General features: G+C 37.8%; 15 protein-coding genes. All 15 read right to left on the bottom strand.

Annotation, left to right across the window (positions count from 1 at the left end; genetic code table 11):
• Nucleotides 1-14 precede the first annotated feature (14 nt).
• Nucleotides 15-971: a PhoH family protein gene (locus ACZ5N5_RS14585; RefSeq protein WP_109984156.1), complete on the bottom strand. Its 957-nt coding sequence runs from the start codon at nucleotides 969-971 to the stop codon at nucleotides 15-17.
• 2 nt (nucleotides 972-973) lie between these two features.
• Complete coding sequence (gene yqfD / locus ACZ5N5_RS14580) at nucleotides 974-2,188, bottom strand: sporulation protein YqfD (RefSeq protein WP_109984155.1); 1,215 nt, start codon at nucleotides 2,186-2,188, stop codon at nucleotides 974-976.
• Entirely contained in the window at nucleotides 2,189-2,488 is a 300-nt protein-coding gene (gene yqfC / locus ACZ5N5_RS14575; RefSeq protein ID WP_054787727.1) for a sporulation protein YqfC, read from the bottom strand. It lies immediately after the preceding gene.
• 132 nt (nucleotides 2,489-2,620) lie between these two features.
• Nucleotides 2,621-3,115, bottom strand: a complete 495-nt coding sequence (locus ACZ5N5_RS14570) for a hypothetical protein (protein WP_054787728.1) — start codon at nucleotides 3,113-3,115, stop codon at nucleotides 2,621-2,623.
• A gap of 45 nt (nucleotides 3,116-3,160) precedes the next feature.
• Entirely contained in the window at nucleotides 3,161-4,162 is a 1,002-nt protein-coding gene (floA, locus tag ACZ5N5_RS14565) for a flotillin-like protein FloA (protein WP_054787729.1), read from the bottom strand.
• Nucleotides 4,163-4,174: 12 nt separating this feature from the next.
• Complete coding sequence (locus ACZ5N5_RS14560) at nucleotides 4,175-5,473, bottom strand: NfeD family protein (RefSeq protein WP_109984592.1); 1,299 nt, start codon at nucleotides 5,471-5,473, stop codon at nucleotides 4,175-4,177.
• Between the two features lie 393 nt (nucleotides 5,474-5,866).
• Nucleotides 5,867-6,313 (bottom strand): GatB/YqeY domain-containing protein, encoded by a 447-nt coding sequence (locus ACZ5N5_RS14555; protein ID WP_054859261.1) that lies wholly within the window; start codon nucleotides 6,311-6,313, stop codon nucleotides 5,867-5,869.
• 17 nt (nucleotides 6,314-6,330) lie between these two features.
• The gene (rpsU, locus tag ACZ5N5_RS14550; protein ID WP_018931586.1) at nucleotides 6,331-6,507 is read right to left on the bottom strand and encodes a 30S ribosomal protein S21; all 177 of its coding nucleotides are present in this window, start codon (nucleotides 6,505-6,507) and stop codon (nucleotides 6,331-6,333) included.
• 129 nt (nucleotides 6,508-6,636) lie between these two features.
• A complete protein-coding gene (gene mtaB, locus ACZ5N5_RS14545) occupies nucleotides 6,637-7,974 on the bottom strand; it encodes a tRNA (N(6)-L-threonylcarbamoyladenosine(37)-C(2))-methylthiotransferase MtaB (protein ID WP_277678976.1) in 1,338 nt (445 codons plus the stop codon).
• Nucleotides 7,975-7,978: 4 nt separating this feature from the next.
• Nucleotides 7,979-8,731: a 16S rRNA (uracil(1498)-N(3))-methyltransferase gene (locus ACZ5N5_RS14540; RefSeq protein WP_277678975.1), complete on the bottom strand. Its 753-nt coding sequence runs from the start codon at nucleotides 8,729-8,731 to the stop codon at nucleotides 7,979-7,981.
• Between the two features lie 3 nt (nucleotides 8,732-8,734).
• Nucleotides 8,735-9,685 carry a 50S ribosomal protein L11 methyltransferase gene (gene prmA, locus ACZ5N5_RS14535; RefSeq protein ID WP_277678974.1) on the bottom strand — a complete coding sequence of 317 codons (951 nt, stop codon included), beginning with the start codon at nucleotides 9,683-9,685 and terminating at the stop codon, nucleotides 8,735-8,737.
• 47 nt (nucleotides 9,686-9,732) lie between these two features.
• Nucleotides 9,733-10,854: a molecular chaperone DnaJ gene (gene dnaJ / locus ACZ5N5_RS14530; protein WP_054787731.1), complete on the bottom strand. Its 1,122-nt coding sequence runs from the start codon at nucleotides 10,852-10,854 to the stop codon at nucleotides 9,733-9,735.
• A gap of 230 nt (nucleotides 10,855-11,084) precedes the next feature.
• Nucleotides 11,085-12,917: a molecular chaperone DnaK gene (gene dnaK, locus ACZ5N5_RS14525; protein WP_109984150.1), complete on the bottom strand. Its 1,833-nt coding sequence runs from the start codon at nucleotides 12,915-12,917 to the stop codon at nucleotides 11,085-11,087.
• Between the two features lie 29 nt (nucleotides 12,918-12,946).
• Nucleotides 12,947-13,528 carry a nucleotide exchange factor GrpE gene (grpE, locus tag ACZ5N5_RS14520; protein WP_054859258.1) on the bottom strand — a complete coding sequence of 194 codons (582 nt, stop codon included), beginning with the start codon at nucleotides 13,526-13,528 and terminating at the stop codon, nucleotides 12,947-12,949.
• Nucleotides 13,529-13,657: 129 nt separating this feature from the next.
• Nucleotides 13,658-14,680, bottom strand: coding sequence for a heat-inducible transcriptional repressor HrcA (gene hrcA / locus ACZ5N5_RS14515; RefSeq protein ID WP_109984149.1), 1,023 nt, complete (start codon nucleotides 14,678-14,680; stop codon nucleotides 13,658-13,660).
• Nucleotides 14,681-14,701: the final 21 nt, after the last annotated feature.

Raw genomic sequence — 14,701 nt, 5'->3', positions numbered from 1 at the left:
TACATTTGCGCTTTTTATTTCTTTTCATAGGCTTCAATGACTTTTTGCACGATTGGATGTCTGACTACATCTGACTGAGATAAAGTAACAAAGCTTATTCCGTTCATATTTTGGAGCTTTTCCCTTGCCTCCACTAATCCTGAATAAACCCCTTTTGGTAAATCAATTTGAGTTACGTCACCAGTGATAATCATTTTTGACCCAAATCCAAGTCTTGTTAAAAACATTTTCATTTGAGCGGTAGTCGTATTTTGCGCTTCATCTAAAATGACAAAAGCATCATCTAATGTTCGCCCTCGCATATAAGCAAGTGGTGCAATTTCAATTGTTCCACGTTCAATTAATCTCATCGTATGTTCATTGCCAAGCACATCATGTAATGCATCATAAAGTGGACGTAGATACGGATCAACCTTTTCTTTTAAATCTCCTGGTAAAAATCCTAGGCTTTCCCCTGCTTCTACTGCAGGCCTTGTTAGGATGATTCTTTTTACTTTACCACTTTTCAAAGCAGATACTGCCATCACAACGGCTAAATAGGTTTTTCCTGTACCGGCTGGACCAATTCCAAAAACCAAATCATCTCGTTTCATTGCTTGCAAATAATTTCGTTGACCGAGCGTTTTTACCCGAATTGATTTACCCTTAGCGTTTTTTGTAATCTCGTCTTCAAATAATGTCTCAAGTTGATCGATTTTTCCTCTTTTTGCTAAATCTACAGCATAAATAACATCGCGTTCTGTTACCGCAATCCCTTTTCGAATGATGTGAAGTAATCCATCTAACACTTCTTGGATCATTTTTCTATCTTCCATTGTTCCAGAAACGCTTACTTGTTCTCCTCTTGAAACAATGGAAACTTGTAACTGTTCTTCTAATTGTTTGAGATGGCGGTCTTCTGTACCGAATAAATTTAATGCTTCGTTTGGGTTCTCTAGTTGTAAATTAATTAATTTAAAATCCTCTGACATAATCAATCTCCTTGATTTATTGTTTGTCTTTTTACAATGTCTTCTAGAACGGTGTAATATATTGTTAATTTAACTTTACCATGCTCTACTCGTTCGTGCAAAATTTTTTCATCTATTATTTCTGCATCAATTGGTATGCTTTTTTTCAACCTTCTTTTCGCCTGTTGGAGTGCAAGTTTTTTCGCTTCATCCTCTGACCGTTTCTCCTCGATTTGTTCTTTCTCAAATATAGTCTGTTCCACATAACTTATTGGCAGCTTCCATTTCAAGAAATAGAAAGATCGTTCATTTACCTCCATTTGGCTATTTTTGTAATCAGGATATCGGAAATTCCAAACAGGTATGAGCCAATCTATAACCTTCAAATAATGCTTCTTTTCACTCTCCCCTGTTAGCACTTCATACTTATCGTCTATCGAAAGCTCAATTTCACTTCTATACCAAACCTTAGCAATCACTTCCCCTTTAGCAACAAGAGGCTTTGGAGCTTGTTCCTCTTCCTTCTTGTCCTCCTCTTTTTGGTCACCTAAATAAGCAGAAATGAGGATATCGTTTTTGTTTACTACATCATTTGGTTTTACAAGAGGTTGTCCGTTTTCAACGTAAAGATCTACAATTACCCCCTCTTTCGCAGCAACTAGGTGGCCTGGCTCCTCCTCTTCAGGCTTTTCCACTAGTGTTTTTTCAACACCCTCTAAATGGAAGTTTGACCCTCTTTTCGTTACGCCGATCCACAATAACTCTGGAATGTCCTCTAGGAGCTTTTTTTGAATTTCCGCTGGTGAAGCTATATTCCATTGCAAGCTCCCCTTTGTCACACCATACTCGGTGAGGTGCTCCATGACTTTTTTATCCAATTCATTATCTAATCCATTGATGTCGATTCGCCAGACCATGTTAGAAAGGAAAAAAATAAAACACACTGCAATCATAAATCCAATGAGTAGTGGTTTTTGGTATAAGGTATGCTTCATAAAAAAAGGAAAACCATTTTTGTCACGGAAATAAACCTTATGAATAGTCTTCCTTTTAACTTTGCGTAGCTTAGGGATATCCTTTACATTAACAATACCAGTGCAAGTTGTCCTATTTATTTTGTTTATATCCCATGATTGTATGCCATTTTTCGCACATAACTCAAAAAATTTTTCTGGATATTCACCTATCACTTTTATGGTGACATACCCTTTTAACCAGCTTTTTTTCTCGAGAAACATCTATGTTTTCCCTCCATTTATCTCTTTTTGGAAAGTTACATCCGTAATTTTCCCTTCTAGTAAGATCTCTTGTCCGACCATCATTTTCAGTACAAAATCAGATCCAATAATCTTAATAAAGCCATTGTGCACCTTCAGCAAAAGTTCATTGGATTGAAAGATTATTAAACCTTGATGATTTTCGATATAGGCATGAATGGAACCTATCATGGTAATACGTGGGAGTTCCAACATGACTTCTGAAGGAAGATCAAATGTTTTAGTTACGAATCTTGATAGCTTATCTTTCCATTGCCGCACAGCACAACGCCCCCTTCATTTCATTGTATGAAAAGTTAGTTAGCTATATGCTTGAATAGGTACGTTTACTTTGAGCTTAGAATGCTGTGTATCTTACTTACTTTACTAAAATAAAAAATAGCTATAAACCAGTTACGGTTTATAGCTATTTTTCTTCTGAATATTTTGATATGCTTTCGGTTTACCTAATACCTCTGCCATAATCAGCCCTTGGGCAATCCCCTTCGTTGTTAAATTGCTCTTGAGTGAAAGACTAGCAATTTTCTTATTTTCACTTTGTCTTTTAAGGCTTGATCTATTAGGTAAAGCATCATGCTCACCTAATTGCTGCTGGCGAACGTCCTGCGCATTCTGAAGCTTTTCTTTTAAACGTTCCATCTCGTCACGTTTTTGGTCTTGAAAGCTAGCCTCTCCACTAGCTGGAATAGGTTCTATTTTCGGCTCACTCTGCAAGGTTTCCTCTGGTACGCTCGTCTGTTGTTCTTCTCGAGATTGATGCTGAGCTGTAGAAGCTCTTTTCATTTGCTTAGGTTGATTGCTATTCTTTTTCTCGTTAGCTTTGGAGAGGCCGAAAACCCACAAGAGCACTGCAATGATAGCGGGAAGAAAGCCTAAAATATCATCCATTATTCTCTTCCTTTCCAGTAAGAGTTGGCTGATGAATTAATAAAACTACTGATTGGTATCATCGTCTTTATCCGTGTCCGTTAATTTACCAATTGCATCTCTCATATCGGTATCTGCTCCAATATTTTTGTAATTCATATAGTCCATTACACCCATTTTCCCAGAACGTAGCGCCTCTGCTAAAGCAAGTGGTACGTCTGCTTCTGCTTCTACTACTTTGGCACGCATTTCTTGGACTTTTGCCAACATTTCTTGTTCTTGAGCAACCGCCATTGCACGTCGTTCTTCTGCTTTTGCCTGCGCAATGTTTTTGTCTGCCTCTGCTTGGTCTGTTTGCAAAATAGCTCCAATGTTCTTACCGATATCTACATCGGCAATATCAATAGATAGAATTTCAAACGCAGTACCAGCATCCAACCCACGGTTTAAAACATTTTGGGAGATAGAATCAGGGTTTTCCAATACTTTCGTATGGGCTTCCGAGCTACCAATTGTACTAACGACCCCTTCCCCAACACGAGCAATTACCGTCTCTTCACCAGCACCACCGACAAGTCGATCAATGTTCGCTCTAACAGTAATTCTAGCCTTTGCCTTTACCTCGATTCCATCCATTGCAATACCTGCGATAAATGGTGTTTCAATTACCTTTGGATTAACACTCATTTGGACTGCTTCTAATACGTCACGTCCTGCTAAGTCAATAGCTGCGCAGCGTTCAAAGCTTAATTCAATATTTGCTCGTTGTGCTGCAATTAATGCATTTACCACTCTGTCTACATTACCACCTGCTAAATAATGACTCTCTAGTTGGTTCGTGGTAACTCCAAGTCCTGCTTTATGTGCCTTAATCAATGGATTAATAACACGGGATGGGACAACCCTTCTTAAACGCATTCCAACAAGTGTGAAGATACTGACCTTTACCCCTGCTGCTAGTGCACTAATCCATAGCATTACAGGAATAAATGTAAACAGTATAGCAACTGCGATAACAATTAACCCAATGAGTATAATTGGTAAAAATCCTCCAAATCCTGCATCCATTTTCATTTCCTCCTAATCATTTTTTATTGGTCTTACCACAATTCGGGAACCTTCTACTTTGACGATTTTAACAGGTCGACTCATGTCAATAAAAGCCCCTTCTGAAACAACATCTAAACGCTCATCGTTGAATTCAGCTGTTCCTGAGGGTCGAAGAGGTGTCACTGCTATCCCTTCTCGACCGATTAGTTCTTTTCGATTTACTGTTGATACATAACCAAGCTCTGTTGTGGTTGCATCGTTTAATATGACATGTCGAAAGATTCCCTTCTCAAGTCCAATCGTTTTAAACAGAACAACCGCTACAATAATTGCTAATGAAATGGCAATTAAAATACTGATCGACATCTGACCTATATTGTCTGTTGACATAAACAGGGATACAACAATAGCCGCAAGGCCGATAAATCCCAAAATGCCACCAGGTGCAAATATTTCGATTATAATCAAGACAATTCCTAATATTAATAGAACTATCGCCTCATATCCGGCAAGACCTGCAATAATATGGCCGTAAAAAAACAGGATTAAAGATACTAAGCCAATGGAACCAGGAATACCGAAACCAGGTGAATACAATTCTACAACAAGTCCAATACTTGCAAGGGATAACAAGATCGGTACAACAACTGGATTTGTTAGGAAACGAGCAAGACCTTCGGCAAATGTAGGACTCGTTTCAACCACTTCAGCATCAGAAAGCGATAAGCTATGTAATAATGCAGTTCGATGATCTACTATGTCTTCTGCATAACCAATCTCTACTGCGGTTTCTGCATCTAAGGTTAAATACTCGCCTTTTGGCGCACCATAATCTGGTAAGTCGACATTAGCATTGGCCATTGCTTCCGCATAAAGCGGATCCCGATCCTTAGAGCTTGCAGCACTTTTCATACTGGCGATCCATGCTGATTGAGCTTTTTTATCTGCAGCAGTTCCATCTGAGTTAATGACACCACTAGCTCCCATGCTTGCTTGGGGTTTCATATATATATTGTCAGTGTTGAGGGCTAAATAAGACCCTGCAGATAATGCTTCTACCGTTACAAAGGAAGTCGTTTCAATCTCTAAGTCTTGTAATATCTCGCCAATATTTTTGGCTGCATCTACCCTGCCACCAGGTGTATTGATTTCAAATATAATGTGATCAGCACTTGCTTCTTTCGCTTCATTTGTTGTCCGTTTAACAAATGCCTCTAAACCTCTTTCAACTGTGTCTTCGATAGGAATAACATAGACTAGCTTTCCCTCTCCTTCAGCAGCTTGAATATAGGTAAAAAAGCTTAAACAGCTAAAAAGTATAAAAACCATTGCACTTGCTTTTAATAGGATACGTGACAAATTCCCTCCTCCCTTCTTTTCAGGCTATTTTACATTTACGATTGAAAGCTGTAAAAGGTTTCAAAATTTAAACAAAAAAGACTAATCGCATACAGTTTACCATATTTTCATTGCGGAAGGAAAAATATCCTACAACATTTGATTTTTGTTTTACTAAAATTTATTATGTGCTATGAATAAGTAGCCATTTTATTAGCAACAGAAATAGTTCCATTCCTAAAAAATAAACTGTGAATGCTAAGAGGGTGGTTACTCTCTCACATTCACAGTTTATATTTGGAATAATATAATCTTATTAAATTAGGCTCAGAGAAAAGGCCTAAATATTGTGATATTTAAAAGGAATCAATGTATTCTTATCATTTATTTTAAATGCTTTTGAACAAATTGGTTCACTCTTGCTCCTTCTGCCTTACCTTTAACCTTAGGCATTAAAGCACTCATCACTTTTCCCATATCTTTCATGGATTCTGCTTGAACTTCATCAATTGTCTGTACAACTATTTGCTCTAATTCCTCGTCAGATAGTTGCTCAGGCATATATGCTTGTAGTATTTTGATTTCTTCTTCTGTTTTACTTACAAGATCATCGCGTCCAGCTTCTTTAAATTCATGGAGGGAATCATTTCGTTGTTTCAGCTCTCTAGCTAAAACCGTTAATTCTTCATCTTCTGACAATGCATCCTTCTTTAACTTAATGGCTTCATTCTGAATCGATGCTTTGACCATTCTTATTACGCCTAATTTTAATTTATCTTTGTCCTTCATCGCCTGTTTCATATCCTGGTTCAAAAGTTCAACGATTGCCATTGATTCATACACCCTCTTTAAAATTTACGCTTTCTAGCTGCCTCCGATTTTTTCTTACGGCGAACACTAGGTTTTTCATAAAATTCACGCTTACGATATTCAGATAATGTACCAGATTTTGATACACTACGTTTAAAGCGACGAAGAGCATCTTCAAGTGACTCGTTTTTACGAACGCGAGTTGTGTTAGACATGCAATTTCCCTCCCTCCGAAGCATACAACAAAAATTAATCTAACATATGTACAAAAATGGCTACATATGTCTCCTAGCAATTATAATATAGTACTATTGTTAGGTCAACAATTTTATGTTTATTTTCCATTATACTTGTAATGCTGCATCATCCATCACACGAACAAATTTACCATCATTATACGGGTAGCCAGCTTTCGTAATCTTCACTCTTACTATTTCACCAATCATATCCTTTGTTCCTTCGAATCTAACCTTCAAATAGTTATCAGAATAACCGACAAGCATGTTTGGATGATTTTCATCCATCGTTTCTTCAGGAATAACTTCTATTACCTCGTCCTCATATCGCTTCGCATAGGCAAGGGCTTGTTCATTTGATAGGTCTATTAATTTCTGTACGCGATTATTTTTCAATTCTTCATCTACTTGATTATCCATTCTTGCAGCAGGAGTCCCGGTTCGTTTAGAGAATGGAAATACATGCAATTCAGAGTATCCAATCTCTTTGATGAAATCAACAGTTTCTTGAAACTCCTCATCTGTTTCTCCAGGAAAGCCAACAATTACATCAGATGTAATAGCAAGATTCGGCAATGCATTTTGAATTTTCGCGACACGCTTCCGGTAAAAATCAGTGGAATATTTACGACGCATCCGCTCTAATACGGTATCTGATCCAGACTGTAATGGAATGTGAAGATGTGGAACAATTTTCTTTGATTGATCAAGTACCTCAATCACTTCATCAGTAATCTGACTTGCCTCAATAGAAGAAATTCGGATTCGTTTTAAACCTTTTACCTTTGCTTCTAAATCACGTAATAATTGAGCAAAATTATAGTCTTTCATATCCTCACCATAGCCAGCAGTATGAATCCCTGTTAAAACAATTTCTTTATAACCAGCTTCTACAAGCTGTCGCGCTTGCTTTAACACATTCTCCGGATCCCTTGAACGAAGTAATCCCCTTGACCATGGGATAATACAGAAGGTACAAAAATTGTTACAGCCTTCTTGTATTTTTAATGAAGCACGTGTTCGATCCGTAAAGGCTGGGACATCCATCTCCTCAAACACTCTATTTTTCATAATATTAGAAACACCATTAATAGGCTCACGATGCTCTTGATGTTCCTCGATATATTGAATCATCTTTCCGCGATCTTGGGTTCCAACCACAATATCTACACCTGGAATTTCCATGATTTCTCCAGGTGACGTTTGAGCATAGCAACCTGTTACACATACAATACCCTCAGGATTACTCCTAACAGCACGCCTGATAATTTGCCGACTTTTTTTATCACCAGTATTCGTTACAGTACAAGTATTAATAACGTAAACATCTGCATGGTGATCGAATTCTACACGTTCATAGCCTTCGTTTTTAAATTTCTGCCAAATACCTTCTGTTTCATAATGATTCACTTTACAACCTAATGTATGAAATGCAACTGTAGGCATTGGATCACCTCATTTCTTCAAAATAATAGGATAAACTAGACAATGCATAAAGTGGCGCAGTTTCTGTTCGCAATATTCTTGGTCCAAAACGCACCGGTTGAAAGGATGATTTCTTTAAAAGAGTTGCTTCTTGCTCAGAAAAACCACCTTCAGGACCAATACAAATAAGTACAGAAGCTCCTTGATTTATATTGGAAAAGTAGTCGTGTAATTTCTTGCTTTGACGATCTCTCACTTCTTCTTCATAAGCAAAAAATTTACAGTCATAATGGACACTTCTTTCCAATAGACTATCGAACGTCCAAACCCCTGAAACGGTTGGAATTTTATTACGGTGTGCTTGTTCACTCGCTTCTTTCACAATTTTTTCCCAGCGAGGTCTTTTTTTAATTACTTTTTTTTCATCCCACTTTACAACAGAGCGATCTCCTTGAAAAGCAATTAATTCGGAAGCGCCTAATTCTGTCGCTTTTTGCAAAATATACTCCCATTTGTCACCTTTTGGTAAGCCTTGAGCAATGGAAACTTTAATAGGTAATTCAGCAGAATCTGCTATCCATTCTATTATTTTAGCATTTACTGTTTCCGTTCCAATATGTTGAATTTTGCATTTAGCTGTCATTCCATCTGGGTGGCTACAAAGGATGATATCTCCAACAACCATCCGCATGACATTTACAACATGATGAAAGTCATCGCCATTTAACGATACCTCATATTCTGTCCATTTGTCAGCCTGTACAAAATATCGTTGCATGATCTACCTACTCTCTTCCGGTTTTTTTGCGATAATGGAAATCCAGTCTTCCATTTGGTTGACTTCCATAATTTCAAAGCCAGCAGCTTCTAAACCTGATTCTACTTGTTGTCTCTTGGCTTGGATAATGCCTGAAGTAATAAACATTCCACCTGGCTGGAGTAAGCGATACGCATCACGCTCAAAACGGAGAATAATCTCAGCTAATATATTCGCTACAATAATATTTGGTTGGATAGTTATATGATCTAATAAATTATTTTGTTTAACCGTTACATGATCACTAACCTTATTTACTTTCACATTCAATTTCGTGCTTTGTACTGCGACATCGTCTAAATCGTAAGCATAAACCTTTTCCGCCCCAAGTAAAATCGAAGCAATGCTCAACACACCAGAACCACATCCTACATCAAGCACCACATCTTCTGCCTTTATTAGTCTTTCTAAAGCTTGAATGCTAAGAACAGTTGTAGGATGTGTGCCTGTACCAAACGCCATACCAGGATCAAGCTCAATGATCAATTCATCTGAAGAGACAGGCTGGTAATCTTCCCATGTTGGGGTGATCGTGATTCTTTCAGAGATTTTAACTGGTTTATAATATTTTTTCCATGCAGTAGCCCAATCCTCTTCGTTTACTTCACTTAACGTAATTTTGTTCAATCCAATGTCGATATTATATAGCAATAGATTGTTAATTGCTTGTTTAATTTCTGAAACAGTTTCTCCTAGAAAACTATTAACAGGTAAATAGGCCTTTAATCGAACGCCTTCTTCTGGATAGTCCTCTGGATTGAGCTCATAGATTTCTCCGAATTCATCATCTCTTTCAGTAAATAAATCCTGTTGATCTTCAATCACAACACCACTTGCACCCGCTTCATGCAGAATATTGGAGATCGGTTCAATTGCCTCATTTGTCGTATAGATCGAAAGCTCTGTCCACTTCAAACAGATCAACTCACTTTATAAAATATTTTATTCGACTGGGTATACGCCTACTCCCCTTTAAAAGCTCGCTTTACTCTCTGGAAAAAGGAGTCCTCGTGTTCATCTGTTGGTTGATTGCCACTAATCTCATTAAACTCTCTTAAGAGTTCTTTTTGACGTTCATTTAAATTTTGTGGAGTAATGACACGAATTTGGATATGCTGATCACCTTGACCATAGCCGCGAACATTTGGAGCACCTTTACCTTTTAAACGGAAGGTCTTACCAGTTTGAGTTCCTGCTGGTACTTTTAATTTCACCTTGCCATGAAGGGTTGGTACTTCAATCTCATCACCTAGAGCGGCCTGAGCAAAAGTTATCGGCATTTCACAATAAATATGATCTCCTTCTCTTTGATAAAATTCGTGAGGCTTTATTTGAAAGACTACGTATAAATCTCCTGCAGGGCCACCGTTTTTCCCTGGCTCTCCTTGGCCTGAAACGCGAATTTGTTGACCATCATCTATACCTGCTGGAATTTTAACATGTATTTTCTTACGTTGATTGACTTTTCCTTTCCCACCACACGTAGAACATTTATCTGTAATGATCTTACCTGAACCTTGGCAGTGATGACAAACCCTTCTATTTACCACTCTTCCAAATGGAGTGTTTTGTTCTACATTTAACTGACCACTTCCATTACAATGTGAACATGTTTTAGGGCTTGTTCCTGGCTTTGCTCCTGATCCATTACACGTAGAGCAAGTTTCTTCTTTCGGAATATGAATATCGGTTTCTTTACCGAAAATAGCTTCCTCAAAATCAAGTGTCATGGTATATTGTAAATCATTTCCCTGACGTGGTGCATTAGGATCTCTTCTGCCGCCACCGCCGAAGAACATATCAAAGATATCTCCAAAACCACCAAAGTCTTCGCCTCCACCAAAGCCTCCGAATCCTTGACCTTGTGGACCTGCATGCCCAAATTGGTCATATTGCTGGCGTTTTTGCTCATTGCTTAAAACTTCATACGCTTCTTTGACTTCTTTAAACTTTTGATCAGTTCCTTCTTCTTTGTTCACATCTGGGTGATATTTACGCGCAAGCTTACGATAAGCCTTTTTGATTTCATCTTTTGATGCATCCTTGGAAACACCAAGCACTTCGTAATAATCTCTTTTACTCACTGATAAATCACGCTCCCGGTCATTATTGCATAAAACTAATCATAACATTGAATATCCATTGTAAGCAAACAAAATAAGCTTCCGATTATCTTCAACAGTATAGGTGCCATAAGCTGTTTACTTCTCGGCTGATCATCCTTTATACTTGTAATTCTATATTTTTTTGATCTGGCAAGGAAAAAGCCAAAGCCATTAATTTTGACTTTGACTTTCTTTTCTCCTATAACTGCTTACTTTTTATCCTCGTCGTCTACTTCTTCGTAATCCGCGTCTACAACATCATCATCTGAATTTTGCGCTTGGTCACCACTTTGATCCGCTTGTGCTTGTTGTTGGGCTTGTTCATACAATTTAACCGTCAATGCTTGAACTTGCTCCTCTAAAGCTTCTTTCTTCGCTTTAATCTGTTCTTGATCATTGTCCTCTAGCGCTTTTTTCAGTTCGTCCTTAGCTGCTTCTGCTTTTTGCTTTTCTTCATCGGTTACATTATCACCGAGATCCTTTAATGTTTTTTCTGTTTGGAACACTAATTGATCTGCTTCATTACGTAATTCAATTTCCTCACGACGTTTTTTATCTGCCTCTGCATTTTCTTCTGCTTCTTTGACCATTTTTTCTACTTCATCATCAGAAAGACCAGAGGAAGACTTAATCGTAATAGATTGTTCTTTGTTTGTACCAAGATCTTTAGCACGTACATTGACAATACCATTTGCATCAATATCGAAGGAAACTTCGATTTGAGGAACCCCTCTTGGAGCTGGTGGGATATCAGTTAATTGAAAACGACCTAATGTCTTGTTGTCTTGAGCCATCTCGCGTTCCCCTTGTAATACATGAATGTCTACTGCTGTTTGGTTATCTGCAGCTGTTGAGAACACTTGAGAATGACTTGTTGGGATGGTTGTATTTCTCTCGATTAATTTTGTTGTCACTCCACCCATTGTTTCAATACCTAATGAAAGTGGTGTAACATCAAGTAATACAACGTCTTTGACATCACCCTGCAGGACCCCACCTTGAATTGCAGCACCTGCTGCTACTACTTCATCTGGGTTTACCCCTTTAGACGGTTCTTTACCAATTTCTTTTTCAATCGCTTCTTGGACGGCTGGAATCCGTGTAGAACCACCAACAAGAATAACTTTATTAATTTCACTAGCAGAAAGGTCGGCATCACGTAATGCTTTACGCGTTGGTTCCATTGTACGCTCGACTAAATCAGAAGAAAGCTCATCAAATTTAGCTCTTGTAATGTTCATTTCTAAGTGTAATGGACCTGCATCTCCTGCCGTAATAAATGGTAGTGATACTTGTGTTTGAGTAACACCTGAAAGATCTTTCTTCGCCTTTTCTGCCGCATCTTTAAGGCGTTGTAGGGCCATTTTATCTTGAGATAAATCAATACCATTCTCTTTCTTGAATTCTTCGACCATATAATTGATTAATACTTCATCAAAATCGTCACCACCAAGACGATTGTCGCCAGCAGTTGCAACTACTTCAAAAGTACCTTCACCAATATCAAGTATAGAAACATCAAATGTACCACCACCAAGATCATAAACAAGGACGGTTTGGTCTTGGTCTGCTTTGTCTATTCCATATGCAAGCGCAGCAGCTGTCGGCTCGTTAATAATACGCTCTACTTCAAGTCCAGCAATTTTACCAGCATCTTTTGTCGCTTGACGTTCAGCATCATTGAAATATGCAGGAACTGTAATAACTGCTTTATCGACAGTATCCCCTAAATAATCTTCTGCATATGACTTCAAGTGCTGTAAGATGATCGCAGAAATTTCTTGAGGAGTATACTCTTTTCCTTCAATTTCTACTTTGTAATCTGTTCCCATGTGACGCTTAATTGATTGAATCGTATTAGGGTTTGTAATTGCTTGACGTTTTGCAACCTCCCCAATTTGACGTTCACCATTTTTAAATGATACGACAGATGGAGTAGTACGGTTACCTTCAGGGTTAGGAATAACCTTCGCTTCTCCACCTTCCATTACTGCAACACATGAGTTTGTTGTACCTAAGTCAATTCCAATAATTTTACCCATAAAAAACACTCCTTCACATAGCTATGTAGTTATTGGTTTACCTTTACCATTGCTGGTCTAATTACTTTATCCTTTAATTGATAACCTTTTTGTAAGGTTTCCACAATCTGATTAGATTCGAAACCATCTTCTGAAACTTGCATTACCGCTTGGTGAAGGTGTGGATCAAACATTTGATTTTCAGTTTCAATTTCTTTTACACCTTCATTTTCTAGAACGGTTTTCAATTGACGGTACACCATCTCCAAGCCTTCCACGACACTTTTAGCCTGCTCGTCTTCAATATCGACGGCTAGTGCTCGATCAAAATTATCGATCACCGGCAAGAGTTCCGTTACAATTGCTTGGGATTTATATTTTAAGTCTGCTTCTTTTTCTTTTTTTGTTCTTTTTCTAAAATTATCATATTCAGCCTGTATTCGTAGAAGACGATCCTCTAGTTGTGCTTTCTCTTCCTGCAGCTTTTCGTAGTCAGCTATTTCGACTTGTGCTTGTTCTATGTTTTCTTCTTCTACAATCTCTTGCTCTACATCTTGAACTACTTCTTCCTCAATATTTTCTGATTGTTCATTATTTTCTGCTTCATTATTTTGTAGATCTTTTTCTTCCATTCCTGTCACCTCCTAAAGAACCATTGTATAGCAAAACATACCTTACTAAAAAAAGCAAATAAAAACCATAGCAGAGAAAGGTGTTTTCTATTCGCTTCCTTTCTCTATTGATGGATAATTATATGGAAACTAGTACCAAGAATTAAACGTTTTAGTCAATCGTTTAGAAAGTACATTTAACAGAGAGATTACCCTAGAGTACTCCATTCTTGTCGGCCCTAGTAAAGCAATAGTGCCTAATTGCTCTCCTCCTAAGGAATAGGTTGCTGTAATTAAACTACAATCCTGCATTTCATCTAATTTGTTCTCTTGACCAATCGATACCTTAATGCCTTTATGTGAGCTTCTTAATATGTTGGCCATTTCGTCTTCTTTTTCCATAACAGTATATAAAGATTGAATTTTGTGGATATCATTAAATTCGGGCTGTAATAGTATATTTGTCTTACCATCCATGTACAGCTTAACAGGTTTTTTCTCTAATAATGCTTCTTTTAAATAGGCATAGGTTGCTTCAAAATCACTGCTAAATTGTTGAAGAAGTTCAGCAACCTCACCGTATAATTTCTCTTGTAGTCTAATAATTGGCACACCGATTAACCGCGAATTCAATATATTAACAAGCTTCTCGATATCGGTAGCTTGCATTGACTGTGGTATTGTAAAATGACGATGCTCTACATGACCAGCATTTGTGACTAAAATCGCGACAGCGGTATTATCCGAAAGGCTAATAATTTGAATTTGCTTTAATGTTGTCTTAAATACCTCAGGTCCTAAAATAATCGAAGTGTAATTCGTTAAATCAGACAATACTCGCGCTGACTTCTGTACAACCTTCTCAAATTCCAACAACTCTCTTTCAAAGGCATTTGTAATCAGTGACAACTCTTTATTAGACAATTGAAATGGTGAGAGCAAATGGTCCACATAAAAACGATATCCCTTTTCAGAAGGCACACGACCAGATGAAGTATGAGTTTTCTCGATGAATCCAAGCTCCTCTAGGTCAGCCATTTCATTTCTGATCGTTGCGGGGCTAAAAGTAACTTGTTCCTTTTTCGCAATAGCTCTCGATCCAATCGGCTGTGCTGTTTGGATGAATTCATCAATAATGACTTGTAAAACTTGTAGCTGCCTATCTGTTAGCATCGATGATCACCTCTGTTAGCA

This window comes from Gracilibacillus sp. JCM 18966, assembly GCF_055392695.1.
Note: the sequence above shows the minus strand (reverse complement) of the source record. Positions and strands in the feature narration are given on the sequence as shown.